The sequence below is a fragment of the Streptomyces prunicolor NBRC 13075 genome (assembly GCF_000367365.1).
Taxonomy (GTDB): domain Bacteria; phylum Actinomycetota; class Actinomycetes; order Streptomycetales; family Streptomycetaceae; genus Streptomyces; species Streptomyces prunicolor.
The window spans coordinates 26,206-52,844 of the sequence record NZ_BARF01000074.1 but is presented as its reverse complement, the minus strand read 5'-3'; the positions used below and the strand labels follow the sequence as shown (position 1 = coordinate 52,844).

General features: G+C 68.5%; 26 protein-coding genes. 12 read left to right on the top strand and 14 right to left on the bottom strand.

The genetic code is table 11. The features are described from left to right. Window positions 1–3 precede the first annotated feature (3 nt). Window positions 4–726 carry a hypothetical protein gene (locus SPR02S_RS63315; protein ID WP_158697894.1) on the top strand — a complete coding sequence of 241 codons (723 nt, stop codon included), beginning with the start codon at window positions 4–6 and terminating at the stop codon, window positions 724–726. A gap of 723 nt (window positions 727–1,449) precedes the next feature. Then, the gene (locus tag SPR02S_RS63310; RefSeq protein ID WP_158697893.1) at window positions 1,450–1,935 is read left to right on the top strand and encodes a hypothetical protein; all 486 of its coding nucleotides are present in this window, start codon (window positions 1,450–1,452) and stop codon (window positions 1,933–1,935) included. Between the two features lie 489 nt (window positions 1,936–2,424). Here SPR02S_RS63310 and SPR02S_RS31255 read toward each other — a convergent pair whose 3' ends face one another. After that, a complete protein-coding gene (locus tag SPR02S_RS31255) occupies window positions 2,425–2,829 on the bottom strand; it encodes a pyrophosphohydrolase domain-containing protein (RefSeq protein ID WP_019060969.1) in 405 nt (134 codons plus the stop codon). Between the two features lie 182 nt (window positions 2,830–3,011). Here SPR02S_RS31255 and SPR02S_RS31250 point away from each other — a divergent pair, with 182 nt between their 5' ends. After that, a complete protein-coding gene (locus SPR02S_RS31250) occupies window positions 3,012–4,010 on the top strand; it encodes a TAXI family TRAP transporter solute-binding subunit (RefSeq protein WP_019060968.1) in 999 nt (332 codons plus the stop codon). Between the two features lie 122 nt (window positions 4,011–4,132). On the opposite strand, the gene SPR02S_RS31245 is transcribed toward SPR02S_RS31250, so the two are convergent. Together SPR02S_RS31245 and SPR02S_RS31240 are read right to left on the bottom strand one after the other, a co-directional pair. Further along, the gene (locus tag SPR02S_RS31245; protein WP_019060967.1) at window positions 4,133–5,545 is read right to left on the bottom strand and encodes a sensor histidine kinase; all 1,413 of its coding nucleotides are present in this window, start codon (window positions 5,543–5,545) and stop codon (window positions 4,133–4,135) included. A 9-nt stretch (window positions 5,546–5,554) separates the two neighbouring features. Beyond that, window positions 5,555–6,241 carry a response regulator transcription factor gene (locus SPR02S_RS31240; RefSeq protein ID WP_019060966.1) on the bottom strand — a complete coding sequence of 229 codons (687 nt, stop codon included), beginning with the start codon at window positions 6,239–6,241 and terminating at the stop codon, window positions 5,555–5,557. A gap of 313 nt (window positions 6,242–6,554) precedes the next feature. Here SPR02S_RS31240 and SPR02S_RS31235 point away from each other — a divergent pair, with 313 nt between their 5' ends. The 7 genes from SPR02S_RS31235 to SPR02S_RS31205 all read left to right on the top strand — a co-directional run bounded on the left by SPR02S_RS31235 (window position 6,555) and on the right by SPR02S_RS31205 (window position 12,931). Then, window positions 6,555–7,331 (top strand): amino acid ABC transporter ATP-binding protein, encoded by a 777-nt coding sequence (locus SPR02S_RS31235; protein ID WP_019060965.1) that lies wholly within the window; start codon window positions 6,555–6,557, stop codon window positions 7,329–7,331. Window positions 7,332–7,514: 183 nt separating this feature from the next. Beyond that, on the top strand, window positions 7,515–8,357 hold the full coding sequence (locus SPR02S_RS31230) for a glutamate ABC transporter substrate-binding protein (RefSeq protein WP_020684229.1): 843 nt from the start codon (window positions 7,515–7,517) through the stop codon (window positions 8,355–8,357). Between the two features lie 50 nt (window positions 8,358–8,407). Next, the gene (locus tag SPR02S_RS31225; RefSeq protein WP_019060963.1) at window positions 8,408–9,076 is read left to right on the top strand and encodes an amino acid ABC transporter permease; all 669 of its coding nucleotides are present in this window, start codon (window positions 8,408–8,410) and stop codon (window positions 9,074–9,076) included. Next, on the top strand, window positions 9,073–9,981 hold the full coding sequence (locus tag SPR02S_RS31220) for an amino acid ABC transporter permease (protein ID WP_019060962.1): 909 nt from the start codon (window positions 9,073–9,075) through the stop codon (window positions 9,979–9,981). The genes SPR02S_RS31225 and SPR02S_RS31220 overlap by 4 nt, the downstream gene beginning before the upstream one ends. A 175-nt stretch (window positions 9,982–10,156) precedes the next feature. Continuing rightward, window positions 10,157–11,752 (top strand): FAD-dependent monooxygenase, encoded by a 1,596-nt coding sequence (locus SPR02S_RS31215; RefSeq protein WP_019060961.1) that lies wholly within the window; start codon window positions 10,157–10,159, stop codon window positions 11,750–11,752. A gap of 241 nt (window positions 11,753–11,993) precedes the next feature. Continuing rightward, window positions 11,994–12,533, top strand: a complete 540-nt coding sequence (locus tag SPR02S_RS31210) for a cupin domain-containing protein (protein WP_026151020.1) — start codon at window positions 11,994–11,996, stop codon at window positions 12,531–12,533. Beyond that, entirely contained in the window at window positions 12,530–12,931 is a 402-nt protein-coding gene (locus SPR02S_RS31205) for a rhodanese-like domain-containing protein (protein WP_019060959.1), read from the top strand. The genes SPR02S_RS31210 and SPR02S_RS31205 overlap by 4 nt, the downstream gene beginning before the upstream one ends. Window positions 12,932–12,985: 54 nt before the next feature. Here the strand turns inward: SPR02S_RS31205 and SPR02S_RS31200 are convergent, their stop codons facing one another. The 6 genes from SPR02S_RS31200 to SPR02S_RS56675 all read right to left on the bottom strand — a co-directional run bounded on the left by SPR02S_RS31200 (window position 12,986) and on the right by SPR02S_RS56675 (window position 21,010). Continuing rightward, window positions 12,986–13,954, bottom strand: a complete 969-nt coding sequence (locus tag SPR02S_RS31200) for a sugar ABC transporter substrate-binding protein (protein ID WP_043258606.1) — start codon at window positions 13,952–13,954, stop codon at window positions 12,986–12,988. A gap of 319 nt (window positions 13,955–14,273) precedes the next feature. After that, window positions 14,274–17,114: an ABC transporter permease gene (locus tag SPR02S_RS65050; protein WP_026151019.1), complete on the bottom strand. Its 2,841-nt coding sequence runs from the start codon at window positions 17,112–17,114 to the stop codon at window positions 14,274–14,276. After that, window positions 17,111–17,959: a transcriptional regulator gene (locus SPR02S_RS31190; RefSeq protein WP_019060956.1), complete on the bottom strand. Its 849-nt coding sequence runs from the start codon at window positions 17,957–17,959 to the stop codon at window positions 17,111–17,113. The genes SPR02S_RS65050 and SPR02S_RS31190 overlap by 4 nt, the downstream gene beginning before the upstream one ends. Window positions 17,960–18,162: 203 nt before the next feature. Continuing rightward, window positions 18,163–19,131 carry a recombination regulator RecX gene (gene recX / locus SPR02S_RS60630; RefSeq protein ID WP_078623057.1) on the bottom strand — a complete coding sequence of 323 codons (969 nt, stop codon included), beginning with the start codon at window positions 19,129–19,131 and terminating at the stop codon, window positions 18,163–18,165. A 3-nt stretch (window positions 19,132–19,134) separates the two neighbouring features. After that, window positions 19,135–20,268: a recombinase RecA gene (gene recA / locus SPR02S_RS31180; RefSeq protein WP_019060954.1), complete on the bottom strand. Its 1,134-nt coding sequence runs from the start codon at window positions 20,266–20,268 to the stop codon at window positions 19,135–19,137. Between the two features lie 469 nt (window positions 20,269–20,737). Next, entirely contained in the window at window positions 20,738–21,010 is a 273-nt protein-coding gene (locus tag SPR02S_RS56675) for a dihydrofolate reductase family protein (protein WP_026151017.1), read from the bottom strand. Between the two features lie 152 nt (window positions 21,011–21,162). On the opposite strand from SPR02S_RS56675, the gene SPR02S_RS31170 reads away from it, so the two are divergent. After that, window positions 21,163–21,921, top strand: coding sequence for a hypothetical protein (locus tag SPR02S_RS31170; RefSeq protein WP_019060953.1), 759 nt, complete (start codon window positions 21,163–21,165; stop codon window positions 21,919–21,921). A 34-nt stretch (window positions 21,922–21,955) separates the two neighbouring features. Here the strand turns inward: SPR02S_RS31170 and SPR02S_RS56670 are convergent, their stop codons facing one another. Continuing rightward, window positions 21,956–23,329, bottom strand: a complete 1,374-nt coding sequence (locus SPR02S_RS56670) for an AI-2E family transporter (RefSeq protein WP_019060952.1) — start codon at window positions 23,327–23,329, stop codon at window positions 21,956–21,958. 60 nt (window positions 23,330–23,389) lie between these two features. Continuing rightward, window positions 23,390–23,584: a DUF3046 domain-containing protein gene (locus tag SPR02S_RS31160; protein ID WP_019060951.1), complete on the bottom strand. Its 195-nt coding sequence runs from the start codon at window positions 23,582–23,584 to the stop codon at window positions 23,390–23,392. A 79-nt stretch (window positions 23,585–23,663) separates the two neighbouring features. Between SPR02S_RS31160 and SPR02S_RS31155 the strand changes: the two genes are divergently transcribed. Further along, entirely contained in the window at window positions 23,664–24,608 is a 945-nt protein-coding gene (locus SPR02S_RS31155; protein ID WP_019060950.1) for a prenyltransferase/squalene oxidase repeat-containing protein, read from the top strand. A gap of 12 nt (window positions 24,609–24,620) precedes the next feature. On the opposite strand, the gene SPR02S_RS31150 is transcribed toward SPR02S_RS31155, so the two are convergent. Genes SPR02S_RS31150 through SPR02S_RS31140 form a run of 3 tightly spaced genes read right to left on the bottom strand, consistent with a single transcriptional unit; the run spans window position 24,621 to window position 26,583 of the window. Further along, entirely contained in the window at window positions 24,621–24,929 is a 309-nt protein-coding gene (locus SPR02S_RS31150) for an AzlD domain-containing protein (RefSeq protein ID WP_019060949.1), read from the bottom strand. Beyond that, the gene (locus tag SPR02S_RS31145) at window positions 24,926–25,693 is read right to left on the bottom strand and encodes an AzlC family ABC transporter permease (protein ID WP_086021679.1); all 768 of its coding nucleotides are present in this window, start codon (window positions 25,691–25,693) and stop codon (window positions 24,926–24,928) included. Before SPR02S_RS31145 ends, SPR02S_RS31150 begins: the two co-directional genes overlap by 4 nt. Continuing rightward, entirely contained in the window at window positions 25,597–26,583 is a 987-nt protein-coding gene (locus SPR02S_RS31140) for an AraC family transcriptional regulator (RefSeq protein ID WP_019060947.1), read from the bottom strand. Before SPR02S_RS31140 ends, SPR02S_RS31145 begins: the two co-directional genes overlap by 97 nt. Between the last annotated feature and the right edge of the window lie 56 nt (window positions 26,584–26,639).

The following is a 26,639-nucleotide window of genomic DNA, read 5'->3' as shown; positions in this document are numbered from 1 at the left end:
GAAATGCCAAACATGCAAAAGACGTTCGCGGACTACGAGGTATTGACCGCAGACGACGTTAACGACTACCTCATGAACCAGGTCATTGTGAAGGTGGATACCTCAACAGACCTAGCCTCTCTGCCTACTGACGTTAAGGCCGCTTATGTCGTCGACACTGGCCTAACGATGGCAAGAGATAACACCGACGCTTGGGTACCTCTTGGAGGTGTCGCTACGGTGTCCACTACGGCCCCTAGCAACCCTCAGGTTGGTCAGCTATGGGTTATGCCATCACAGAGCCTGCCTGCCCCTGCTGCGGGCATTCTGGCTACATCAACAACCGACGTGACAGCCCTCAATGGAACCTACACAGCTTGGGGCTCCACCTTTGCCTACAACAACAGCAGTGGCCGTGCCATTAAGGCTTTCGTGGGATGGGGTGGAACAGCATCCATTCCTCTTTCGTCATCATCTATGCGAGCGCGTCTTAACTGGACGGGTGCCACGACAGGAAACACCTACGACTTGACTTCATCTGTCGGTCGCTCATTCCTGCTTTCAGCGCAAGCAACAGCCGGTGCCGAGAGCTGGGAGCGCACATGCGTTATCACATTGAACAGCGGAACGACCACGTTCCAAATTCATGCGGCTATGGATGCAGCATCTACCCCAACCAACAAGCCGGGTATTGGTAACGCTGGTATCCAGGTTGCTCCTATGGGCTTTGCGGACCAGTGGGCGTGATATTCCATGTCAATGTTCGTATGGGATGGCTCAGCTTGGGTCTCGGTTCAAAGCGTGCGCGTATGGGACGGAACACAGTGGCTTGCCCGTAACCCTTACTACTGGGATGGCGGAGCCTGGAAGCCCGAGGACAACCCTTATAGTCCTGGTTCTCTCAGGACAGATGTAACCCTATCTTGGAGCGTTGCAGCACCAACCCCGGCGGGTTCGTGGCATACACAGACCAAGACGTTCAATGCCACCTTTGGACAGAGCTACAAGTCAAATGGCTCTGTGAACACCTACACATCCAACTTGATGCAGGGGTATTACAGCTCAACCAATGGAAACCAGAAGAGCCTTTGCGGGTTCTCTGTGACGGGCATTCCATCAGGAGCAACGGTGACCGACGCAAAGCTAGTCCTCACTGCCTCACAGTGGTACTACAACGCAGGTGGAACAGCAGTCATCGGAACACACAACAAGACATCAGCACCTAGCACCTGGACTAGCTCAGGTGTTAATGACGATAGGTTCCGTAGCACATTCAGCGGTACGGGTACCAAGACTATTGATGTCAGCAACACCATCGGACAGGAATTCGTAGCCGGAACCTCTAAGGGTTTCGTGTTCGGTCCTGCGCCATCAAATTCATTGGACTACTACGGCGGGTTTGTTCGTACTGGCTCTGACAGGCCAGTGCTCAAGCTCACGTACAAGTGGTTTGCGTAAGGAGGTAATGACATGTCACTTGCTATCAGAAGTTCTAGCGCTAGCTCTCTGGGTTCACCAACAAGCACGAGCCTAGGAGGCTACGCATCTAATGCGGCTCCATCAGGTTCCACAAATGGTTTCTACGATGCCATCACTACGGCAGATGCAGACGCTCATGACGTTGAATACCGCTGCTTGCTCATCTACAACGATGGCGTCTATGCAGTAGACAGCGTGACTGTAGCCATCATCAACCAGCTATCGGGAGGCGCAACTATCGCCATTGCTACCAATGCAGCATCTGCGGCGGCTGTCGCTTCTTACAACAGTGGAACTATCGCCAATGAAAATACGGCTCCAACTGTCACAACCTCTTGGGGAACATCTCTAAGCATCGGCACTTTGAATGCCGGACAGGTAAGGCACTTTTGGCTAAGACGTACTGCTCTTGGAGACAAGGCAGTATCCGGCGACTACGTGAACCTACGCATCACGGGAACGGAGAATATCCCTTGATGAATGAAGACCATGAAGTTGCCATTGCTCTCACGCGCATTGAGACAAAATTGGATGCCGTCCTAACGGCTACAGCAGACCATGAAGCACGCATTAGGGAGCTAGAGAAGAATGACCTCGGGCGCATCATCCCGTTCATCATCGGTCTACTTACTGTCATCTCCCTTGTTCTTGCGTTCTTCAAGTAAGACCACATTTCCGCTCCTTAAATGCAGAAGAACCCCTAACCAATTATGGTCGGGGGTTCTTCTGTTCAGCCCTCTATGGCGCTGGCATTACGGCAAGTAAGCAGGGTTGACACACAGTGATAGACTAGAACCCGTAGGGTCCAAAACATTCAACATCGTGAACGTTCATCTGGCACCCATAAGTGCGCACTTCGTACGTTTTGACGTCCACTGCCCCGCTCCGGTCACCGCTACTCATGTGACAAGGGTAGGCGGTACCGGGAGTGGCTCCTCCGGCGGCCGAAAACCGCCGGGGCTCACGTCACTCGTCGCCCGCGTCCCACCCCTGCTTGCGCAGCACCCCCGCCACATCCGGCGCCTCGTAGTGCTCCCCCTTGAGCACCTTGCCGTCGGCCCGGCGGGCGATCTCACCGGCCGGGCCGATCTTGGTCATGTTGGCGCGGTGGATCTCGGCGATCACCGCGTCGAGGTCGACGCCGTGGACGAGGGCTGTGCCGTACGCGACGTAGACGACGTCGGCCAGCTCGTGCGCCAGCCGGTCGAGGGGGCCGCTCACCGAGACCTCGGCGACCTCCGCGGCCTCCTCGGCGAGCAGTTCGCCCCGGTGGGCGGCGAGGTCGGGGGCGACCTCGGTGGGTGTGGTGCGGGCGTCGAGCCCGAAGGCCAGGTGGAATTCGCGGACCAGGTCGGCGGGCGAAGAACTCATGCGACAACCCTAGTAGCCGCCACTGACACTTCTGGCCCGCAGGTGTCTGTCGAACGGATCAGCCCCCAGACGCGGGGCCGACACACACTCCCCTCGCACCGGCACCCATCAGCCACCGTCGATTCCCCCACCCCGAGTCGTGCCCTGGTCAGCACCGCGTACGGACTGGCAGGATCGCGCGCATGCTCAAGGTGTTCTCCCGTATCAGCAGGCGCCGGGCCCTGCAGGGCGCGACCGCAGGCTTCGTCGCGTTCGGGCTGTTGCTGTGGTGGCTGCTGCCCCTGGGCGACGAGCCCCCCACCGGGACGATCACCTTCAGCACCGGGACACCGCTCGGGGTCTACCAGAAGTACGGCAAGCTCCTGGACGACGCGCTCGACAAGAACATGCCGGGCCTCAAGGTGACGCTGAAGAACAGCGCCGGGTCGCAGGAGAACGTCAGGAGTGTGGCGATCGGCCACGCCGACTTCACCATCGCCGCGGCCGACGCGGTGGCTGCGTACCAACTGGACGGCAAGCCCGGTGCCGCCGGGCTGCGCGGAGTCGCGCGCCTGTATGACGACTATGTGCAGCTCATCGTCCCGCGCGACTCGCCCATCCGGTCGGTCGCGGATCTCCGGGGCAAGCGGGTGGCCATAGGGCTGACCAACTCGGGTGTACGGCTGATCGCCACCCGGGTGCTCACGGCGGCGGGCATCGACCCCAAGAAGGACATCACGCCGATGGCTGACGGCATCGACACCGGGCCCGAGCGGCTCGAGCAAGGCAAGATCGACGCGTTCTTCTGGTCGGGTGGGCTGCCCACGGACGGCCTGAAGGACCTCGCCACGCACTACGCGTTCCGGTTCGTGCCGATCGAGGCGGACCTCGTCGCCAAGATGCACGAGCAGGGCGACGCCACCCACTACTACCGCGCCACCAACATGCCGGAGTCGGCCTACCCCAGCATCCAGCAGGGGTCCACCGTCCCGACCATCGCCGTGTCCAACCTGCTGATGACCCGCAAGGACGTGAACGCCAGGCTCACCGAGTGGATCACCAAGATCGTGATCAAGAGCCGCGACGAGATCGGCAAGAAGGTCCACTCCGCACAGCTGGTGGACCTGCGCACAGCGATCTATACCGATCCCCTGGCCCTGCAGGAGGGCGCCCGGCGCTACTACCGCTCCGTCAAGCCGTAGGCCGTAGAGCAAACCGTAGGCCGCAGAGCCTTGGCCCGCGGCCCGAGCGCCCCACCCAGGTCCCTGGGTGGGGCGCTCGGGCCGCGGGGCCACGGGACCTCACCGGCCCCTGGGACGCCCGTTCAGGCCGCAGGTCCGCTCCTGGGCACCGACACGATCACCTTGAGGCCGTGCGGCTCGTGGTGGTCGTAGGCGAGGGAGCCGCCGCCCGCGGCCAGCAGGACCTTGGAGATGGACAGGCCCAGGCCGGAGCCGTTGATGTTCTGGTGACGGCCGCTGCGCCAGAAGCGGTCGCCGACGCGGGCGAGTTCGTCCTCGGTGAGGCCCGGGCCGTGGTCCGTGACGACGATGGTCGAGGTCTCGCCGTTCGACGCGACCGTCACCTCGACGGACTCCCCCTCGGGCGTGAACTTCACCGCGTTGTCGATCACCGCGTCCAGGGCGCTGGACAGCGTGACCGGGTCGGCCCAGGCCGTGGTGGGCGGGCAACCGCCCACCAGCCGCACGCCCTTGGCCTCGGCGGTCGGTGCCCAGGCCGCGACGCGCTCGGCGGTCAGCGCGCCGATGTCGGTGATCCTGAGGTCCGCGTCCGCGTGCTCGGCCAGGGCCAGGTCGAGCAGGTCGTCCAGGACCTGGGTCAGGCGTTTGCCCTCGGTGCGGACCGAGGCGATCTCTTCGTTGTCCTCCGGCAGTTCGAGCGCGAGCAGTTCGATGCGCAGCAGCAGCGCCGAGAGCGGGTTGCGCAACTGGTGTGAGGCGTCGGCGACGAAGGCGCGCTGCTGCTCCAGCACGTCCTCGACGTTGTCCGCCATCTCGTTGAACGAACGGGCCAGGCGCTGGAGTTCCGGCGGCCCCCCGGCGGCGGCGACCCGGGACTTGAGGCGTCCGGTGGCGATGTCGTGGGTGGTGGCGTCGAGGATCCGTACGGGTCGTAGGACCCAGCCCGTCAGCCGTAGGGCCGCGCCGACGGCCAGCAGCATCGCGGCGATCTCGCCGGCGCCGATCGTCAGCCAACCCCTCAGGATCCGTGAACGCATCGACCCGGTGGGCGAGTCGGTGACCACGACGGCGACGACGTCACCGTCCCGGATGACCGGCGAGGCGACGACAAGGCGACCGCGCTGCCAGGGCCACACCTGCTTCGGGTCGTGGCTGCGACGGCTCAGGAGCGCCTCGTTGAACGCGTCGCGCACCTCACCCGTCTTGGGCAGCAGGAAGTCGCCCGGCGCGTTCGCCATGGAGCTGAGGCTGCGGTAGAAGACGCCCGCGCGGATGCCGTAGACCTCGTAGTAGCTCGCGAGTTCACGGTCCAGGGTCTCCTGGCGTTCGTCCGGGACCGTGTCCGCCGGGCGCGTTCCCGTAGGCACGTCGGTGACGAACTGGGCGAGGGCCGCGAACCGCGCGGTGTCGTCGATACGGTCGACGATCACCTTCTGCTGCTGCGCCGCGGCCACGCTGACGGCGAGCGGGAAGCCGAGCGCCAGCAGCACGGCCGCCATCAGAACGATGAGCAGCGGGAGGAGACGTGTGCGCACCCGTGCCCGCTACGCGGCCGGAGCGACGAGCCGGTAGCCGACGCCTCGTACGGTCTCGATCAGTGCGGGCATCCGCAGTTTGGCGCGAAGGGAGGCGACATGCACCTCCAGGGTGCGTCCCGTGCCCTCCCAACTGGTGCGCCACACCTCGCTGATGATCTGCTCCCGCCGGAACACCACTCCTGGGCGCTGGGCCAGCAGCGCCAGCAGATCGAACTCCTTGCGGGTCAGTTGGACGATCGAACCGTCCACGGTGACCTGACGGGTGGGCAGTTCGATGCGCACCGGGCCGAGCCGCAGCGCGGTGTCGCCGCCGCCGCTCGCGTCCTCGTGGACGCTGCGCCGGCTGACGGCGTGGATGCGGGCGAGCAGCTCCCCGGTGTCGTACGGCTTCACCACGTAGTCGTCGGCTCCGAGGTTGAGGCCGTGGATGCGGGAGCGCACGTCGGAGCGGGCGGTGACCATGATCACCGGAGTGCTGGTGCGCTTGCGGATCTTGCCGCAGACCTCGTAGCCGTCCTGGTCGGGCAGGCCGAGGTCGAGGAGGACGACTCCGAAGACATCGCCCTCGGGGACGAGTGCCTGGAGGGCCTCCTCGCCGCTGCGGGCGTGCGTGACGTCGAATCCGTGCCGCGCCAGGACCGCGGACAGAGCGGCGGCGACATGGTTGTCGTCCTCGACGAGGAGCAGTCTCATCCCGGCCCCCTCCGGTTCATCGTTCGTATGGTGTCGGCCTGTACAAAAGCACGTCTCACGCGCGCGTGCACCCAGGCAGTCACGCTGATGGACGAAGACGCAGTCAAGAAGGTTCCGGTTGCGCGGGGCTTCCGTTATCCAGCCGGTACGGATCTGGCCTGTCCGGTCGGTAAGGGTCTCGTCGGCGAACTGCTACGACACGTGTCCGATTGCTATCCGATCGTGATGCTCAGATCTCGCTCAGATGTGATGACGCTGGTCGTACGGCGTCACTACTGTCCTCCGCAACCGACGAGGACGGAGCCAGCAAGCGATGACCGAAGTATCGGTGGCCAAGGAAGATGTGGCCGCGACCGGCGAACTCGTCGTCCTGAAGAGCGTCAACAAGCACTTCGGCGCGTTGCACGTACTCCAGGACATCGATCTCACGATCGCCCGCGGCGAAGTCGTCGTGGTGATCGGGCCTTCCGGGTCCGGAAAGTCCACTCTGTGCCGCACCATCAACCGCCTGGAGACAACCGATTCGGGTTCGATCACGATCGACGGCAAGCCGCTGCCCCAGGAGGGCAGGGAGCTGGCCCGACTGCGTGCCGATGTCGGAATGGTCTTCCAGTCCTTCAACCTCTTCGCGCACAAGACCGTGCTCGAGAACGTGATGCTGGGTCAGATCAAGGTCCGCAAGGCCGACCGCAAGCAGGCCGAGGAGAAGGCCCGGGCGCTGCTCGACCGGGTCGGCGTGGCCACTCAGGCGGACAAGTACCCGGCCCAGCTGTCCGGCGGCCAGCAGCAGCGCGTCGCCATCGCGCGGGCACTGGCCATGGACCCCAAGGTGATGCTCTTCGACGAGCCGACCTCGGCCCTCGACCCGGAAATGATCAACGAGGTGCTGGAGGTCATGCAGCAGCTCGCCCGGGACGGGATGACGATGATCGTCGTCACCCATGAGATGGGCTTCGCCCGCTCGGCCGCCAACCGAGTGGTGTTCATGGCCGACGGCCGCATCGTCGAAGAGGCCGTGCCGGACCAGTTCTTCAGCAACCCGCGCAGCGACCGGGCCAAGGACTTCCTGTCGAAGATCCTTCACCACTGACGATCAGCGCAGACGACCACTGACGATCAGCCACGAACGCTGACGAACCGCTACAGCCAGCCACCGGCGGCCCGCCGACGACGAGCGGCCGCCGACTGCCGCTGAGGGTCCCGCACACCCTCAGAGGGTCCGTCACACGCCCTGACGGACCCTCATCTCCTCACCAGCCAAAGGATGTTCATCATGAAGCTCCGCAAGGTCACCGTCTTCGCGACCACCGCTCTCGTCCTCTCGCTCGCCGCCACGGCATGCGGGAGCAGCGACAAGGACGACTCGGGTTCGGGCTCCAGCGGCGGCAGCAAGATCAAGATCGGTATCAAATTCGACCAGCCGGGCCTCGGCCTGAAGCAGCCGGACGGGACCTACGCCGGCTTCGACGTGGACGTAGCGACCTATGTGGCCGGGCAGCTCGGCTACAAGCCCGCCCAGATCGAGTGGGTCGAGACCAAGAGCGCCGACCGTGAGAACGCGCTGGCGCGCGGCGACGTCAAGTTCATCGCGGCCACGTACTCGATCAACGACGAGCGCAAGAAGAAGGTCGACTTCGCCGGCCCCTACCTCCTGGCCCACCAGGATCTGCTCGTCAAGAAGGACTCGACGATCGCCAAGGCCACGGACCTCAACGGCAAGAACCTGTGTTCCGTGACCGGCTCCACCTCGGCGCAGAACATCCACGACACGATCGCCCCGAAGGCCAACCTCCGTGAGAACTCGGGCTACTCGGAGTGCATCGCGGCCCTCCAGAGCGGTGCCGTCGACGCGGTGACCACCGACGACTCGATCCTCGCGGGCTTCGCCGCGCAGGACAAGTTCAAGGGTCAGTTCAAGCTCGCCGGCCTCAAGCTCAGCAACGAGAACTACGGCATCGGCGTCAAGAAGGGCGACTCCGCGACCGTCACCAAGATCAACACCGCGCTGGAGAAGATGGTCAGCAGCGGCGCCTGGAAGACCGCGGTCACCAAGAACTTCGGCCCGGCCGACTACAAGAACGAGCCCGCCCCGAAGATCGGCGACATCGTCAAGTAAGCCCGAAAAAACCGGTAAGGCAGGCCCCATACCCGGAAGCGCGGGAGATCGTGTTCGACTTTCTTCAAGGTTATGACGTCCTCGGGGCGTTCTGGATGACGGTGAAACTGACCGTCATCTCCGCCCTCGGCTCCCTGGTCTGGGGCACGCTACTGGCCGGGATGCGGGTCAGCCCGGTCCCACTGATGCGTGGTTTCGCGACCTTCTACGTGAACACCGTCCGGAACATCCCCCTGACGGTCATCATCGTCTTCACCTCGCTCGGCCTCGCCGACATCTTCGGCGCCACCATGGGCGCGTCCGACGACTTCAAGGTGCAGGGTTTCCGGCTGGCGCTCCTGGGCCTCGCGGCGTACCACGCGGCCTTCGTCTGTGAGGCGGTGCGCTCCGGCATCAACACCGTGCCCGTCGGACAGGCGGAGGCGGCCCGCGCCATCGGGCTGAGCTTCAGTCAGGTGCTGCGGATCGTCATCCTTCCGCAGGCGTTCCGCGCGGTCATCACACCCCTGGCCAACGTGCTGATCGCGCTGACCAAGAACACCACCGTGGCGGCGGCGATCGGTGTCGCCGAGGCGGCCGCCCTGATGAAGACGATGATCGAGAACGAGGCCCAGACGGTCGCCATCGGCGCGGTCTTCGCGTTCGGCTTCGTGGTACTGACCCTGCCCACCGGCCTCATCCTCGGCTGGCTGGGCGAGCGACTGGCGGTGAAGCGATGACCTCCGTCCTCTACGACGCGCCCGGCCCCCGCGCCAAGCGGCGCAATGTGCTCCTCTCTGTCGTGTTCTTCGTCCTGCTCGCCCTCTTCTTGTGGTGGGTCTGGCTGACGATGGACGACAAGGGCCAGCTGAAGTGGGCCCTGTGGCAGCCGTTCACCACGTCGGACGCCTGGACGACGTATCTGCTGCCGGGCCTCGGCGACACCCTGAAGGCCGCCGCTCTCGCCATGGTGATCGCCCTCCCCTTGGGCGCGTTCTTCGGTATCGCCCGCATGTCCGACCACCGGTGGGTGCGCGTCCCCGCCGGAGTGGTGGTCGAGTTCTTCCGCTCGATCCCGGTCCTGCTGCTGATGCTCTTCGCGAACGAGTTCTACGTCCGCTCCACGGGCGTCGGCAGCGAGGAACGGCCCCTGTACGCCGTCGTCACCGGCCTGGTGCTCTACAACGCCTCGGTGCTCGCCGAGATCGTCAGGGCGGGCATTCTGTCCCTCCCCAAGGGGCAGACGGAGGCCGCGCACGCGATCGGTCTGCGCAAGGGCCAGACGATGACGAGCATCCTGCTCCCGCAGTCCGTCACCGTCATGCTGCCGGCCATCGTCAGCCAGCTCGTGGTCATCGTGAAGGACACCGCGCTGGGCGGCGTGATGCTGGGCTTCACCGAGCTGCTCAACGCGCGCAGCACTCTGGCGGCCAACTACGCCAATGTGGTGGCGAGTTTCATCGTCGTAGGAATCATCTACATCGTGCTGAACCTCGCCCTCACCACCTTCGCGAGCTGGCTGGAGGGCAGGCTGCGGCGCAGCAAGAAGAGCACCGGCGCGACCGTCGCCCTCGAAGACGCCACGGGGATCAACCCCGCGCAGGTGGGAGGCGGCTTCGGAACCGGCGGCGGTGACTCGATCTGATGATCGGTCAAGTGGCATGAAGGACACGGGGGCAGTGGCATGATCGCCACTGCCTCCGTCACTTGACGCAAGCACCGGCAATGGGTTGCATACGTTCTGTGATCGTGCACCCTGCTCCAACTTCCTGTTCACATGCGTCCCTGAGGACACCGTCACGGGCAGGGGGCGCCGCACCGTGGACCCGGTGATCATCGTCGGGGCGGGGCCCGTGGGGCTCACGCTCGCCCTGGCACTGGCGCGGCAGGAGGTGCCCTCCGTCCTCCTCGACGAGGGTCCGGGCAAGGACGAACCACGCCCCGCGCGCACCGTCGTCCTGCGGGAGGACACCGCCGCGCTCCTGGAGCGGCTGACCGGCATGCCGCTCGCCGAGCTCGGGACGCGCTGGGCCGGATGGCGGTCGATGCGGCGCAAGCAGGTGATGCGCGAGATCAGGTTCGACGAGACCGAGCCCGCCCCCCTGCACATCGCCCAGCACGTCCTCACCGGCGCCCTCCGTCACGCCCTCGCGGGCGAGCGACTGGTGAGGATCGCCCCGGACAACCGCCTCGACTCGCTCGAACAGGAGCCCTCCGGCGTCACCGCCCACACCCGCGGCCCCAAGGGCACCTGGTGGCGCGGCAGTTACCTGGTCGGCTGCGACGGCCCACGCTCGACCGTGCGCAAACTCCTGGACATCCGCTTCCCCGGCCGTACGGCGGTGGAGCGACACGCCGTGGCCGCGCTGCGCACGGAACTTCCGTGGCCCGACCAGGCGTTGTTGCATCGGGCGCCTCCGTGGCGGACGTCCGGACCCTCGGCCGGTGAGGTCACCGGACGCCCCCTCCCGGACGGTGTGTGGCGCCTGGACTGGCTGCTGCCGCCGGGCAAGGACCTGGTCACCCCCGAGCTGCTGCTGGCCCGCATCCGGGAGACGCTCGCGGGCTGGACCGAGGGCCCGACACCGCCGTACGAACTGCTGGACACCGGCGTGCACACCGTGCACCACCGGCTCGCGCGGCGGTGGCGGGCGGGGCGGGTGTTTCTCGCCGGGGACGCGGCGCATCTGCTGGGGGCGCTCGGGACGCAGGGGCTGGACGAGGGGCTGCGGGACGCCGACAACCTCGCCTGGAAGCTGGCGCCGGCCTGGCACCACGGGCCGCACGAGGCGCTGCTCGACAGTTATCAGGCGGAGCGGCGGGCGGTCGTGGCGGCCCGGCTGCGCGCCGCCGACCAGGCGCTGCCGATGGTGCGCGGCGGCGCCGGGCTGCGCGCGGTCGTACCCGGCTCGGCCCGCGGCCATGACGTGCTGCTCACGGACGGTCACTTGGGGCACGGCGCGCTCGGTGCGCCGGGGGCGTACGCCGACTCGCCGCTCGCGCCCCGGCACATCGAGGCGGAGGTCCCCGTCGACACCCCGCCCGGCGCGCCGGTCGCCGACGTCCTGGTCACCGCCGAGGACGGCGCCTTCGTACGGCTACGGGACCGCCTCGGGCGCGGCTCCCTGCTGGTCGTGCTGATCGCGCCGGGCACGGGCGTGTGGGAGCGCAAGCACTGGGTGACCGCCGGAATCATGCCCCGCCTGGCGGCCGCGGTGACGGCACTGCCGCACCCGGCCGAGCTGCTGGTCGCCGAGAGCTACCCGGGCGCCGCCGCCCACACCGTCCTCCTCGTACGGCCCGACGGTCACCTGGTCACGGCGCTGAGCGGGGTGCGTCCGGCCGACCTGTACGCGGCGGCAGAGGCGACCCTGGGCGGTCCGGCGAGGACGGAGGCCACGGCCGGCTCGCGCTGAGGCCGCCGTATCCGAACTGTCCACATAGTGACGCTGAGTTGACCGGCCCGCACCACCGTGCTGTACTCCGGACCATGACCGACACCTCTGTCCACCTCTGGCGGAAGGTCCACCTGGACCTCGTCCGCTACGTGGGCTGTGTGTGTCACATCGCCTGCTGAATTCGCATCTCTCTCACCCGCGCGCGCCACTGTCGTGATGCCTGCGCGCACCTTTGCGAACACTCATCAGGACGGTGCACGTGTCTGTCTCCCCCTCTGCCTCCGTGTCCCCCGCCGCGCCCTCCCAGGCCCCGACACAGGCGGACCTGCTCGCCTTCGTCCGGCGTACGGCCGCCGACGCCGAACTGATCGCCTCGCTCCCCCTCGACCCCGAGGGCCGCACCTGGGTGCGGCTCGACGGTCCCGGCGGCAGCGAGGCCTGGCTGATCGCCTGGCCGCCCGGCAGCGGCACGGGCTGGCACGACCACGCCGACTCGGTCGGCGCCTTCCTCACCGCCGCCGGTGAGCTCAAGGAGAACTCGCTCGCCGCACGGCTACCGAGCCACGGCTGGAAGACCCTCGAACTGGAGGAGGGCGTGGACCGCGAGCGCCGGCTGCCGACCGGCAAGGGCCGCGCCTTCGGCCACCACCACGTCCACGAGGTGCTCAACGAGTCCTCCGAAGAGCACGCGATCTCCGTCCACGCCTACTACCCGCCGCTCCCGCAGATCCGCCGCTACAGCCGCACGGGCCCGGTGCTGCGCCTGGAGCAGGTCGAGCGCCCGGAGGACTGGCAGTGAGCGCCGTACGCGAACAGCCCCTCGGCATAGACGAGTTGCTGGAGCGGGTCCGCGCGGACTACGACCGCATCGAGGCCCGGGCCGCGTACGACGCGGTCCGCGACGGCGATGCCCTCCTGGTCGACATCCGCTACGAGGCCCTGCGCACCCGGGACGGCCTCATCTCGGGCGCCCTGGTCGTCGAGCGCAACGAACTGGAGTGGCGCCTCGACCCCCAGGGCAGCCACCGCGCCCCCGAAGCCACCGGCCACGACCTGCGCGTCGTGGTGATCTGCAACGAGGGCTACGCGTCCACTCTGGCGGCCGTGTCCCTGCACCGACTGGGCCTGCACCGCGCGACGGACCTGGTCGGCGGCTTCCAGGCCTGGAAGGCGGCGGGACTTCCCGTCACGTCGTAGACACTCTGTCTACGACGTGACACACCAGGTCCACGACGTGACACACCGACCCGCTCACGACCCGTCGGAGGGGCAGTAGAGCGGGGCGGTGTCCGCGTTGGACCTGGTGATGAGGCGGGCCGGTGTGGTGGCGATCTTCTCCACCTTCTCCTTACGGAGAAGGCTGATGGCGTTGGTGACGGCCAGTTCGCCGGTGTCCTTGGCCGAGTTGGAGACGGTGGCGGCGAAACGGCCGTCCTTGAGGGCGGCGAGGGCCTCGTCGGTGCCGTTGACCGTCACGATCCTGACCTTCTTGCCGCCGGCCGCGTCGAAGGCCTTGCGGGCGGCGAACGCCATCTCCTCGTTGGCGACGAAGGCGTAGTCCAGATCGGGATGCGCTTTGATCATGCTCGCGGCGACGGTCTTCGCCTTCGCGGCGACGAACATGGCGGGCTGGTTCGCAACCACCTTCGCGTTCACCGGCAGCCCCTTGGTGAATCCGCCGACGAGCAGGTCGGAGGCGGCACCCGGGGCGCCCGCGATGACGGCCACCTGGACCTCGCGTCCCGCGGCATCGTCCTCGATCCAGTCGGCGTCCAGCTTGCCCACCGCCTTCAGGTCGACGACGACGGCCCCGAGGATGTCGGAAGGATCGGCACTGACCGAGGTCAGGAAGATCGGGATGTGGGCGCTCTTGGCCTTGGCGATGTCGCTCTTGAGGGCGGTGGTGTTGACCGTCTGCAGGATGATCGCGTCTACATGGCGCGCGATCATGTCCTGGATGTTGGCCAGCTCCCGCGCGGCGTCCTGATGCGAGTTGACGGTGACGAGCTTCGCGAAGTTGCTCCTGGCTGTGTTCGCGATCGACTCCTGCAAGCAGGTGTGGAACTCCGTGCTGCCGCCGTTGACGAACCCGAGGGTGCTGGGCCCGTCGTCGGCGGGCGTGGCACCGGACTCCAGTCCGCAGCCGCTCAATAAAAGACCGGTGCCGATCAGGGAGGCCACCAGCGTTCTTCGGTGGCGGGCGGGCAGGGACGTGGACAAGAGAGGCCGCCTTTCAGGGCGTACGAGGACCGGTCGGCGAAACGGCCGGAGGCACTCGGGCAGGCCTGACTGCGGCTCAGCGGGCGGGGAGGCCGAGGTTCGGCAAGCGTGGAGAGCCGAGGTTCGGCAGCAGAAGCTACTCCCGCGGCAAACATGCGCACCCTCCGCGTCACGCACGCTAAGTCTGCGAAATGCGTGCCCTCCGGTGAGACGAGTTGCCGCTGGGACGGACGACTGACGGTTCCCGTCGCTCACTCTCGGGACGGACGACTGACGGTCTGCCTCACTCACTCTCGGAACGGACGGCGGTGTAGCGCGCTCACTCCCTCGCGGTGGCCACTGTGACCGCCCGGACCCGGAGGGCCACGCGTCCCGGCAGTGCTGTGGCGACGAGAGCGAGGGTCCCGGCCACCCCGATCACCGTGAGGTACACGAGGGGTGTCACCGACGGCGCCGCCCGGCCGGTCACGCCGACGCTGAACGCGGTCAGGACGGCGAGGGCGATACCGCTGCCGAGCGCTGTGGCGAGCAACAGCACCGACAGCGCCTCGGTGCGCAGCATCCGCAGCACCTGACGGCGGGTCGCCCCGGCGAGGCGCAGCAGCGCGAACTCCCGGACACGCTCCGCGACCGACATGGCTAGCGTGTTGACCACGGCGATGGCCGTGAACGCCAGGACGAGCCCCATGGCCAGGTAGTTGACCTCGGCGTTCGCCTGTTGCCGCTGCGCCTGGAGCGAGTCGGCGGCGGCCGACGCGAGAATTTGGACGCCCGGGAACTCACGGAGGGTAGTCGCGAGTTGTGTCTGTGTACGGGTCGTGCTGACGAGGACGGAGGAGGCGAGCGGGTTGTCGACATGCCGGGCGACGAGATCGTGCGCGAGGGTCAGATCACCGAAGCCGAGACCCCTGGCGTAGACGGCGACGACGGTGAGCGTGGCGGGCGTGCCGTCGCCGAGCGTCAGCTTCAGGGTGCTGCCGGGCCTCAAGTGGAGCTGGTCGGCGGCCAGTTCGCTTACGGCCGCGGTGTGCTCGGTGAGGTGGCCGAGTGATCCGGCGGTGACGTCGGGGTCCCAGGTGCGGGTGAGTCCGGCGGGGGTGACGCCTTGGGCCGCGTATTTGTCGAGGCCCACGCGGACGGTCGTACGGACGACTTCGGTGACGACGTCGTGCGGCGCGCGGAGTTGGCGCGCGGCCTCGGCCGGGACGCCCGGGCCCCGGGAGGCGACGACCCAGTCCGCGCGGACACCTTCGCGGACCTGGGCGCGGGCGGCGTCACCGAGGGTGGGCTGGACGAACAGCACGGTGCAGGTCATGCCGATCAGGAGGGTGAGGGGGGTGACGACGGAGGCCATGCGGGTGGCATTGCCCCGGACGTTGGCGACAGCGAGCCGACCACACGGGCCGGTGCGCCGGAGCGCGCCACCGACCACGAGGGTGGCCGCCCCGACGAGCAGCGGCCCGAGGAGAGCGACGGAGGTGGAGAGGACCACAACGGCGAGGAAGGTCACGGGAGTTGAGGCGGGTTCGGTGCGGAGCGTGCTGAGCAGGGTGACGAGGGTGACGCCGAGTGCGAGGAGGACCAGGCCTGCGAGGATGCGGGTGGGGCGGGGGCGTGCGGAGCGACCTTGGGTGGAGTGGGGGCGTGTCGGGCGGGAGTGCTTGATTCGGGGGCGTGTGGGGCGGGGGTCCTTGGGCCTGGTGGCTTCGAGGTTGGCTCGGACTCGGGGTTCGGCTGCGGCTTCGATTCCGGGTCCGGGTCCACCTCCGGGGTCAGATCCAACTCCAGGTTGGGCTGCCGCTTCAGGCTCGGCTCCGGCGCCGGATTCACCCCCTGCTTCGGCGAGTGCCTGGGCCGGGCTTATCCGGGAGATATGGCGAGAGGCAACCCTGGCCGCAGCCCAGGCGCCGAACACGGTCGCGGCGAGGGCGGCCAGCGGTGGGACAACTCCGGTGGTGTGCTGAAGCGTGGCGGGTACTGCGCCCAGGGCGACGAACCTGTCGTACAGCCAGGCGCCCAGGGGAAGTCCGAGCAGTGCGCCCGCGACACCGGCGACCGCGCCGACGATCAGGGCCTCGCGGCCCAGGAGTCCGCGGATCTGGCCGGAGGTGGCGGCCACCGCGCGGAGCAGGGCGAGTTCACGGTGGCGCTGTTGGACGGAGAGCGCGAAGGTGCCGACGACCACGAGGATCGCCACGAGCAGCGAGGTGCCGCCCATCGCACCGCCCATACTGACCAGCCTGATCCTGGCCGTGGCGGCGTCCAGGAACTCGACGGGGCCGCGTGCGTCGCCGGTGGTTACTTGGGCGGTGGCGCTGAGTTGAGCGGTGGTGTCGTGTGGGGCGGTGGAGTCGGGGAGCGCGGGGATTCCGACGTGCGACGCGATCGTGTCGGGGTGCGGCGCGCTGGTTCCGTGCAGCGCCGCGACGACAGCTTGCCGCAGCTGGGCCGTGCTCGTGCCCTTGGCCGGGAGGACGCCGAACGCGGTGACCTGCCCGGGGTGACCGGCCAGACGGCGGGCCTCGGCGGTGGAGAAGAAGAGTGACGTCTGATGGCGTACGGCTGTGGCGGGAACGGCGATTCCGGTGATCCGGTAGCTGCGCGGGGCCTGCGTCGACTGGACGGTGAGACGGTCGCCGGGCCGGAGCCGGGACCGTTCGGCGAGGTCGCGGTCGATGACGAGATCGGTCGCGGCCTGCGGAGCGCTGCCGGTGACTAGTCGGTACGGCGTCAGCGCGGCGGAGTCCCAGGCGTGCCCGTAGGCAGTCCGGCCGCCGGTACCGATGCCGACGCCAGCAGGTGTCAACGGCTGGGCAAAGAAGGTCAGTTCGGGGATGACCCGGGCGACGCCCGGAGTCCTGGCGAGCGTGCTCTCCAGGCTCGCGGGGAGCCAGGCGCGCTCGGCGATTGCTTTCGCCTTGTGCTTGACCTTGGTCTTGCCCTTCTTGTGTTTGACGGTGGTCCGATGGACGTTCTGGTCGGCGGAGACCACGACGGGGCTCGCCGCGTAGCGCTCGGTGCGGATGGTGCCGCGCAGACCGGTGTCGAGGAGGGTGCCGCACGCCGTGATGAGGGCGGCTGCGCACATCAGGGCGAGGAAGGCACCGAGGAAACCGGCCTTGCGGGCGCGGACGGACCGGAGGGCGTAGCGCAGCATCATGAGGGCTCGGTCTCTTTTCTGTTGTGCCCCGGGGCGGCGTCGACAGGGTGCGCAAGGGCGACTTCGCGACCGGCGCCGCCGACACCAGCACCCGCATCCGATTCGGCATCCGATTCGGCATCGGCATCGGCATCGGCATCGGCATCGATGAGAGGTGCCGGAAAGGCCAGGAACCGGGTGAGCACAGTGCGCGCCCCGGCCGGCGTCTCGGCTTCGGCGCGCTTGTAGCGGTTGAGAAGGGCGATGTACTCCTCGAAGAACACCCGGAGTTCCGGCGGGGTCAGCCGGATGGTGCCGCGTGAGTACGGGAACGCGTCCGCCCATGGCCCGGTCTCGGCGGAGTCCCGCTGAAGCTGCTCGAAGAGCTCCAGATCGGCGGCGTACGCATGGTGGTTGAGCTCGTCCATGACGTGCCGCATCTCCGCACTCTGACGACTGCGCGGCGGAAACCGGCGGTCACCGGGAACGGCCCGCCACCAACGCTCACGACCATGCCCGGGCGCCCGCTCCGCCCCTGTCCCCGTTGCCGCGTCCCCTTCGGCAACTCCCGCACCCGCACCCGTTGTTGCCGTCTCCGCCCCCGTCTCCTCGACGAAGCCGTAACGGGCGAGTTCACGCAAGTGGTAGCTGGTGGAGCCGGTGTTCAGGCCCAGCGCGCGGGCGAGCGTGGCCGAGGTCGCGGGGCCATGCAGGGTGAGGTGTTGGAGCACGCGCTGACGGCGGGGCTGCGCGAGGGCTTTGAGCGCGGCGAGATCGGAGAGTTCGACCAGTGCGGGTGTCGCCGGGGCCCGCTCGGCGGGTGTCTCCGCGCCGCGTATGCCGGGTGGGCCGGGTTCCTGTGCCATGCGTACACAGTCGTTTGTGCACAGGTGTCTGTGCACTGCGGCAATCCGGCGTCTTCAGCAGGGGGTTAGCCCTACCCCGAGCACTGCCCGGTGCTTGCCTGAACGCGGTCGGCGCCCCCGCGCGTCCACCGTGTTCAGGACGTTCGCACCATCAAGAGGTCAGAACCGGATCGATCCCGGATCAGTGCCCCCTCGTCTTCGGATCAGTACCCCTCGTCCCCGAGGAACTCCGTGTCCTCGCCCTCTTCCTCCAGTACCTGCCGAACCACTCTGAGGGCCATGCCCTGGGAGTAGCCCTTGCGGGCCAGCATGCCCGCGAGGCGGCGCAGCCTCTTGTCGCGGTCGAGGCCCCGGGTGGACCGCAGTTTGCGATCGACCAGTTCACGGGCCGTCGTCTCTTCCTGCTCGGAGTCGAGCTGGGACACGGCCTCGTCGATCAGCGTCGAGTCGACGCCCTTGGTGCGCAGTTCCTGGGCGAGCGCGCGCCGGGCCAGGCCCCGGCCATGGTGCCGGGACTCCACCCAGGCGTCCGCGAACGCGCCGTCGTTGATCAGTCCGACCTCCTCGAACCGCGACAGCACCTCGTCCGCCACCTCGTCCGGGATCTCCCGCTTGCGCAGGGCGTCCGCGAGTTGTTTGCGGGTGCGCGGGTTCCCGGTGAGCAGGCGCAGGCAGATTCCCCGCGCCCGCTCAGCCGGGTCCTCCGGCGGCTCCTCCTTCTCGGCCCTCGACGAGGAGAAGTCACCTCCGCCCTCTCCGGACGACTCTCCGAAGCCGCGGCTGCCGCCACGGCGCCCACGTCTACCGCGTGCGCCGTCACCGCGCGCTGTAGACCCTCGCGAGCCGCCCTCACCGCGCGCCCCACGGCTGCGGCGCGAGCCGCGGCCGGGTGCGTCGTCATCGGCGGACCCGTCGCCGGGCGAACTGCCGCCAGGCGCCGAGCTTCTGAAAAGCCGCCCGGTGCCCGCAGAACCATCTCCGGGCCCCGAGCCGCCGGAAGGCGGACCGGTCTCCCCCGCGAAACCGTCGGCCGGCCACTCGCCGCCCGGCTCATCGCCGTACGGCTCCTCGGGCATGCCGTCCGCACCGTAGGCCAGGCCGTCGCCGCTTCCCCCGCGCCCCTGCGGGGCGCCGGGATACGCGTAATCGGCCCAGTCCGTTCGTCGTGTCACGGGTCAGCTCTTGGCTGTCGTGGCCTTGGCCTTGGTGGTCTTGGCCGCGGCCGGAGCGGGCACCGCCTTGGCGGCGTCGTCCGTGGCGGTGGAGACCGCCGCGTCCGCGCCCGGCTCGGCGGTGGGCTTGTCCTTCTCCGGACGGACGCCCACGCCCAGCTTCTCCAGGATCTTCTTCTCGATCTCGTTGGCCAGGTCGGGGTTGTCCTTCAGGAAGTTGCGCGCGTTCTCCTTGCCCTGGCCGAGCTGGTCGCCCTCGTACGTGTACCAGGCGCCGGCCTTGCGGACGAAGCCGTTCTCCACGCCCATGTCGATCAGGCCGCCCTCGCGGCTGATGCCGTGGCCGTAGAGGATGTCGAACTCGGCCTGCTTGAAGGGCGGCGCGACCTTGTTCTTGACGACCTTGACGCGGGTGCGGTTGCCGACCGCGTCGGTGCCGTCCTTGAGGGTCTCGATACGACGGATGTCGAGTCGCACCGAGGCGTAGAACTTCAGCGCGCGGCCACCGGTCGTGGTCTCCGGGGAGCCGAACATCACGCCGATCTTCTCGCGGAGCTGGTTGATGAAGATCGCGGTGGTCCCGGACTGGTGGAGCGCGCCTGTGATCTTGCGGAGCGCCTGGCTCATCAGACGGGCCTGCAGGCCGACGTGGCTGTCTCCCATCTCGCCCTCGATCTCCGCGCGCGGGACGAGTGCCGCGACGGAGTCGATGACGATGAGGTCGAGGGCGCCGGAGCGGACCAGCATGTCCACGATCTCCAGGGCCTGCTCGCCGTTGTCCGGCTGGGACAGGATCAGGTTGTCGATGTCGACGCCGAGCTTCTTCGCGTACTCGGGGTCGAGGGCGTGCTCCGCGTCCACGAACGCGACCTGGCCGCCGGCCCGCTGGGCGTTCGCCACCGCGTGCAGGGTCAGGGTCGTCTTTCCGGAGGACTCCGGGCCGTAGACCTCCACCACTCGGCCGCGCGGCAGGCCGCCGACACCGAGGGCGACGTCCAGTGCGGTCGACCCGGTGGGGATGACTTCGATGGGCTCGTTCGGCCGCTCGCCGAGGCGCATCACCGCGCCCTTGCCGAATTGCCGTTCAATTTGTGCGAGTGCGGCGTCCAACGCCTTCTCGCGGTCGGTTCCTGCCATGGGTTCCACCCGGTTTGCTTGAGTCGATCGCTTCACGTCAAAGACGCTAACGCCTGCCACTGACAATGCGCCCCGACGCCCGCCCAGCCTGTGGATAACTCGGACACTTCACCATCAAAAGCCTGCCGAAATGCCCGTCATGGCCTCGCCGGAGCTTCCATGAGAATGGATGTTCGATTTTCGTGTCAAGCGCACCACGCGGCACTCGCGTCATCGATGTCGCTGTGACGCCGAGCGTCGCGGCGACGCTTCGAAGGGCATGGAAATGCTTCCCGTGCCGGGAGTCGGGCCCGTTGACTGGCGGCAGCACAGGGCACGGCGATCACCTCGGTCGGCGAGACCGGCACCGTCACCATCCTGTGCAGCGGTGGCTGCTACCAGTAGGACTCCCGAACCCCGATCCCACAGGACGATCGCGCCCCGACCGGCCGACAGCGCGCGTTCACTGCGGCCGCGCGGTCATCGCCGTTCAGCAGCCCGAGCCGGACCGGGCGCCGCCGGAGTTGCCGAAGAGCCAGATGCCGTCACAGAGCAACACCGGCACGATGTACAGGTTGGTCTCGTCGATCAGTGCGCACAGTTCGTACTCCAGGAGCTGTCGGCCAATCGTGGGCGAGAGCACTTCGAGGTTCTTGCCGTCGGCGGCCTCCAGCCCGATGCGTACGGCTCGGCCGCGTCGCAGTTCAGGAAGGTCACCCCAGGGGCGGGCGGCACCACGTTCGATCCCCGCTTCGGGGGTCACCGTTCCTCGGATTCCGGGCGGCTCTCACCTCCCTGGACCCGGCGCGCCCCCGAAACGATCACCAGCCCCTGGGAGTCCTACTTCCGCCGTCGTACGGCTGGTGTCTTCGGCCGTACGACGACTGCGCGGCGCGTTCCCGCGAGGCTCGGGCCATGACTCGGACCCTGAAGAGCCGCGTACGTCCCGCCGAGCGTCTCTGCCATGCGACCGGTGCCCTGCTGATCGTCTCCGGGCTGGTGCATCTCGTGGTGTTCGCGGTCGACGGCGGCCCCTGGTACGGGCCCGTCTCCTGGCGCAAGCCCATCACGTTCGGGCTCTCGTTCGGGGCGACGCTGATCGCGGTCACCTGGGTCACGTCGTATCTGCGCGTCGGGGCCCGGCTGCGCACCGTGCTGCTCGTCGTGTTCGCCGCCGACTGTGTCGTCGAGGTCGGCGGCATCACCCTCCAGGCGTGGCGCCGGGTGCCGTCGCACCTCGACAAGGAGACGCCCTTCGACACAGCGGTGTCCATAACACTCGCGGTGGGCGGTGGTGTCCTCGTGGTGCTGCTCACCGTGTTCGCCGTGGCGTCCTTCCGGCACCGGCCGACGGGGCCCACGGGGATGGCGATCGCGGTGCGCTCCGGGTTCGCGATCCTGCTCGTGGCGCTGGCCTCGGGCGCCGCGATGATCGCGCGCGGGGTCGTCCTCGCCCGAACCGGTCACCAGGAGGCGGCGTACCACTCGACGACTCCACTCAAGCCGCTCCACGGGGTGAGCCTGCACGCCGTCCTGGTGCTGCCGGCCCTGGCCCGGCTGCTGTCCCGTACGTCCTGGAGCGAGGCGGTACGACGGCGGACCGTGACAGTCGCGGTCGGGTGCTACGTGGTCGCCGTGGCCGGGGCCGGGGTGTGGGCGGTGCTCACGTACTGAACGCGACGCCCCGGTGTTCTCACCGGGTCATCCCTCAGGAGGAGCCGGAGGAGCCCTCTCCGGGGTCCTTCGGTTCGGAGTCGGTCGGTGCCGGATCGGTCGGCCGCGAGCCGGCTGTCCCGGAGTCGGCCGTACCGGCGGAATCAGTCGTACTGGCGGAATCGGCCGCTGTCGGCTCCGCCGCCCCCTGTCGCCGGTCCCACAGCCGTCGCGCGCGCGTCACCAGGCCGGGCCCGCCGGAGCCGCGGGTGGTCCGGTGGCCGTGGACCCGGGGGTCGTCGGTGACGGCGTACCGCTTCACATACGCCCCGAGGAACGCCTGGAGCGTGGCGACGGCCGGGATGGAGATCAGCGCGCCCACGGCACCCAGGAGCGCGGTGCCCGCGATGACCGAGCCGAAGGCGACCGCGGGATGGATGTCGACGGTCTTCGCGGTCAGCTTGGGCTGCAGCATGTAGTTCTCGAACTGCTGGTAGACCACGACGAAGATCAGCACCCACAGCGCGTACCAGGGGTCCACGGTGAAGGCGATCAGCATGGGCAGGGCGCCCGCCAGATACGTGCCGATGGTCGGGATGAACTGGGAGACCAGACCCACCCAGACGGCGAGCACGGGCGCGTACGGGATGCCCAGTGCCTGCAGCAGGATGTAGTGCGCCACTCCGGAGACCAGCGCCATCAGGCCGCGCGAGTATATGTAGCCGCCCGTCTTGTCGACGGCGATCTCCCACGCGCGCAGCACCTCGGCCTGCCGGGCGGGCGGCAGTACGGAGCACAGCGCGCGCCGCAGCCGTGGCCCGTCGGCGGCGAAGTAGAACGAGAACAGACCGATCGTCAGCAGTTGGAAGAGGCCCCCGAGCACCTGGGTGGACACGTCCAGCACACCGGTGGCGCTGTTCTGCACGTACTTGCGCAGCCAGTCGGAGTGGAGCAGCCCCTCCTGGATGTCGACGCGTCTCAGGTCGGTGTGGAAGTGCGTGTTGACCCAGTTGATGACGGAGTCGAGGTAGTTCGGGAAGTCCTCGATCATCTTGATGATCTGGCCGGCGAGCATCGACCCGAGCAGGGTGACGAACCCGGCGCTCACGATCAACAGCCCGAGAAAGACCAGGAAGGTGGCCAGCCCCCGGCGCATCCCCCGGTCCGCCATCCGGCTCACCGCGGGCTCGATGGCGAGCGCCAGGAAGAACGCAATGAGGATGTTGATCAGCAGCCCGAGGAGCTGGTGGAAGGCCCAACTGCCCAGCTGGAAAACGGCGACGAGGGCGAGCGCCAGCACCATGGCGCGCGGCAGCCAGCGCGGCATGCCGGTGGCCGGTGCGGCGCCGTCGGCCGGGGGCCGGGTCGGCGACGTACCGATCGGGGATGCCTGCGGGGCGTCGGGCCCGGTCTCGTCAGTGGCTGCCACGGTGCAAGTCTCGCCTACGCCACTGACAACCGGTCACCCGGCGGCGATCTTCGTGACCGATCAGCGACTTTCCCGCGGAACGTTCATGACGCCGCAGACCACACGCCACACGTCCTTGGCCTCCCAGCCCGAGTCCAGCGCCTCGTGCACCGTCCGCCCGCCGAGTTCCGTCATCACGTGATCCCGCGCGAAGCTCTCGGCGTACCCCGCGCCGAAGTGCTCCGTCATCCGCTCCCAGAAGACCGTCAACCGCATGACACCAGTATCCCGCCCTGAGAGTGGGACCAGGTCGGGACCCCTTACGGAGACCGCTTTCCGTCCTACGGTCTGACGCATGGCCGAAACAGGAGCTTCCCCACTCCCCCCGACGCCCCCGGCGCACTCCCCGCTCTTCCGCGCCGAGCACTTCGTCTGGCTCACCGCGCGCGTGCTGGAACAGCGCCTCTTCGCGTATCACTTCCTCAACGGCGAACCCGATCCGGTGGAGACCGCGCTGGACGCCTACCGCAACGAGGACGGCGGGTACGGGCACGCGCTGGAACCCGATCTGCGCGGCCCGGTCAGCCAGCCGCTGCACACCGGGCACGCGCTGCGCGTCCTGGACGCCGTCGGGCGCTGCGGCGGGCAGCGGATGGAACGCGTGTGCCGCTATCTGACCTCGGTCTCCACGTCCGACGGTGCCCTGCCTGCGATCCTTCCCGGCCAGCGTGGCTATCCGACGGCGCCCTTCGTGCCGATCGTGGACGACCCGCCCAGTGAACTCCTCGCCACCGGGCCGGTGGTGGGCCTGCTGCACCGCAACGAGGTGTGGCACGCCTGGCTGTTCCGGGCCACCGACTTCTGCTGGCAGGCCGTCGGCTCCCTGGAGAAGTCGCACCCCTACGAGATCGAGGCCGCCGTCGCCTTCCTGGACTCGGCACCCGACCGCCCGCGCGCGGAGGCCGCCGCCGACCGCCTCGGCCGCCTGGTGCGCGAGCACCGGCTCGCCGCCCTGGACCCGGAGCGTCTGGAGGCCTACCCGGTCGCCGCCGGGTACGCGCCCGGCGAACACCACTTCCCGTACGACTACGCGAAGACGCCGAGCTCACTCGCGCGCGCGTGGTTCACGGACGACGAGATGGACCGCTCCCTCGACCACCTGGCGGACGATCAACGGGAGGACGGCGGCTGGCCGATCCGCTGGCGCCAGTGGGCGCCGGGCATCGCCTTGGAGGCACGCCCCATGGCGACGATCCAGGCACTGCGCACCCTGAAGGCGTACGGCCGCTCCGTGGGCTGACCCCGGGCCGGCTCAGCCGCCGATGGCCCGCACGCCGGCCGTCACCAGTACGGCCGCCGCGACGACGAGCAGGAACGGCGCCCGCAGCACCAGCGCCACGGCGGCCGCCACGAGCCCTGCCGCCCGGGCGTCGAGCACGAGCGCGTGCCCGTCGGCGAAGGTCTGCTGGGCCGTGAGCGCGGCGAGCAGGGCGACCGGCAGCAGGGCCGCGAGCCGCCTCACCAGGGGTCGCTCCAGCGCGCCCGCGGGCACCAGCAGTCCGGCGAGCTTGACGACGTAGCAACCGAGGGCGGTCGCCGCGATCGCGATCCAGACGGTCAACGGTCTTCCTCCTGTGCGTCGTAACTGCCTTCTTCTGGTGCGCCGTTACGCACCTCGCCCTGCCGACGACCCTCTATGTAGAGGGCGATCGGCGCCGCGAGAGCCGCCGCCAGGACCGGCACACCGGCCGGCAGTACGGGCAGCAGCCCCAGTCCCAACAGGACCGCGAGTGCGGCGACGGCACGCTCGATGGTGGTCCTGAGCATGGGCGCGAGCAGCGCCAGGAAGACGGCGGGCCCGGCCGCGTCGAGACCCCAGGCGTCCGTGTCCCCGATGGCCTTGGCGCCCAGCGCACCGAGCAGCGTGGTGAGGTTCCACAGCAGATACAGGGTGAGCCCGGTGACGGTGAACCCGATCCGCGCGGCACGTCGCGTGGGTTGCGCGAGCGTGACGGCCGCCGTCTCGTCGATGACCCACTGGGCGGCGAACGGCCGCACCGCGCGCGGGAGGGCCAGCAACTGCGACAGGCGCAGCCCGTAGAAGGTGTTGCGCACACCCAGGAAGAAGGCGCCCGCCGCCGCGGTGAGCGGATTGCCACCGGCCGCGAGCGCTCCCACGAGCGCGAACTGGGAGGCGCCGGTGAACACCAGGAGGCTGAGGGCGCACGTCTGCAGCAGGGTGAGCCCGCCACCGGCCGAGGTCACCCCGAAGGCGAACCCGGAGAGCCCTACGGCGACCCCGACCCCGAGGGCGTCCCGTACGACGGCGGAGTCCGGCTTGCCCCCGGCACCTGAGTCCAGTCCTCCTCCCTCTTCGGCACGTATGTCTTCTGAAGCGATCTGTTCTGCCACGTGTCGGACGGTACGAGCAGCCGCCGTTCGGCGTCTTGTACGTTCTTGCGCTCCCGCTGGTACGCGCCCGGGGGCACGCCCACGATCCGGGCGAAGTGCCGGTTGAGGTGCGGCTGGTCCGTGAACCCGACGGCGACGGCGGCCTCCGCGGGCGCCGTACCCGCGTCCAGGAGCCGGCGTGCCTGCCGCACACGGGCATCGGTCAGCCAGGCGTGGGGCGGCATCCCGTAGGCGCCCCGGAACGCGCGCAGCAACGCGAAGGGGCTGGTCCCCAGATCCCCGGCGAGCCGCTCCAGGGTGGGCGGTTCCGCCATCCGCTCCTCCAGCACGGCACGCGCGCGTGCGGCGACCCGGCCACCGGCCGTGGGCACGGCGCGCTGCGGCAGCGGTCCGCCGTTCAGCCGGAGCAGTCTGGTGACGGCGACCCGCAGCAGGGTGTCGGCGGCGAGCGCGTTGCCCTCGTCGGCCGCGCGCAGGATCTGGTGGACGAGCCCTACGGTGTAGGGGTCATCGAGCACGGGCCTGATGAAACCGGGAGTTCCGCGGATCGAGGTGGTCTCTGCAGCTATCGCGGCCACCACCTCGGGCGACGGGTAGACCGCCCCATACCGCCAGCCCTCGGGCACACCCGCCCGGCCGGTGTGCGGAGTGTCCGGATTGACCAGCGCGAGCGCTCCCGCCCCGGCGGACACATCGCCCCCACCGTGGTGGAACACCTCGACGCCGTCCGCGATGGCGGCGATGACGAAGTTCTCGTGCGTGTGCCGGACGAAGGTCTTGCGGATGTACCGGGCCCGCAGCAGGTCGACGCCGGGCAGCTCCGTGTACTGCCAGTGCCGCGCCAACTCACCCGAACCCGCCATACGGCCATTCTCCGCCACGTCGACGGAACGAAGCGGCCCAGCCCACGGCGACCGGA

Bases quoted from the DNA above. Each gene is read 5' to 3' on its own strand.
- SPR02S_RS63315 (WP_158697894.1), top strand. From the start codon at position 4: ATGCCAAACATGCAAAAGACGTTCGCGGACTACGAGGTATTGACCGCA.
- SPR02S_RS63310 (WP_158697893.1), top strand. From the start codon at position 1,450: ATGTCACTTGCTATCAGAAGTTCTAGCGCTAGCTCTCTGGGTTCACCA.
- SPR02S_RS31255 (WP_019060969.1), bottom strand. From the start codon at position 2,829: ATGAGTTCTTCGCCCGCCGACCTGGTCCGCGAATTCCACCTGGCCTTC.
- SPR02S_RS31250 (WP_019060968.1), top strand. From the start codon at position 3,012: ATGCTCAAGGTGTTCTCCCGTATCAGCAGGCGCCGGGCCCTGCAGGGC.
- SPR02S_RS31240 (WP_019060966.1), bottom strand. From the start codon at position 6,241: ATGAGACTGCTCCTCGTCGAGGACGACAACCATGTCGCCGCCGCTCTG.
- SPR02S_RS31235 (WP_019060965.1), top strand. From the start codon at position 6,555: ATGACCGAAGTATCGGTGGCCAAGGAAGATGTGGCCGCGACCGGCGAA.
- SPR02S_RS31230 (WP_020684229.1), top strand. From the start codon at position 7,515: ATGAAGCTCCGCAAGGTCACCGTCTTCGCGACCACCGCTCTCGTCCTC.
- SPR02S_RS31220 (WP_019060962.1), top strand. From the start codon at position 9,073: ATGACCTCCGTCCTCTACGACGCGCCCGGCCCCCGCGCCAAGCGGCGC.
- SPR02S_RS65050 (WP_026151019.1), bottom strand. From the start codon at position 17,114: ATGATGCTGCGCTACGCCCTCCGGTCCGTCCGCGCCCGCAAGGCCGGT.
- SPR02S_RS31190 (WP_019060956.1), bottom strand. From the start codon at position 17,959: ATGGCACAGGAACCCGGCCCACCCGGCATACGCGGCGCGGAGACACCC.
- recA (WP_019060954.1), bottom strand. From the start codon at position 20,268: ATGGCAGGAACCGACCGCGAGAAGGCGTTGGACGCCGCACTCGCACAA.
- SPR02S_RS31170 (WP_019060953.1), top strand. From the start codon at position 21,163: ATGACTCGGACCCTGAAGAGCCGCGTACGTCCCGCCGAGCGTCTCTGC.
- SPR02S_RS31160 (WP_019060951.1), bottom strand. From the start codon at position 23,584: ATGCGGTTGACGGTCTTCTGGGAGCGGATGACGGAGCACTTCGGCGCG.
- SPR02S_RS31155 (WP_019060950.1), top strand. From the start codon at position 23,664: ATGGCCGAAACAGGAGCTTCCCCACTCCCCCCGACGCCCCCGGCGCAC.
- SPR02S_RS31140 (WP_019060947.1), bottom strand. From the start codon at position 26,583: ATGGCGGGTTCGGGTGAGTTGGCGCGGCACTGGCAGTACACGGAGCTG.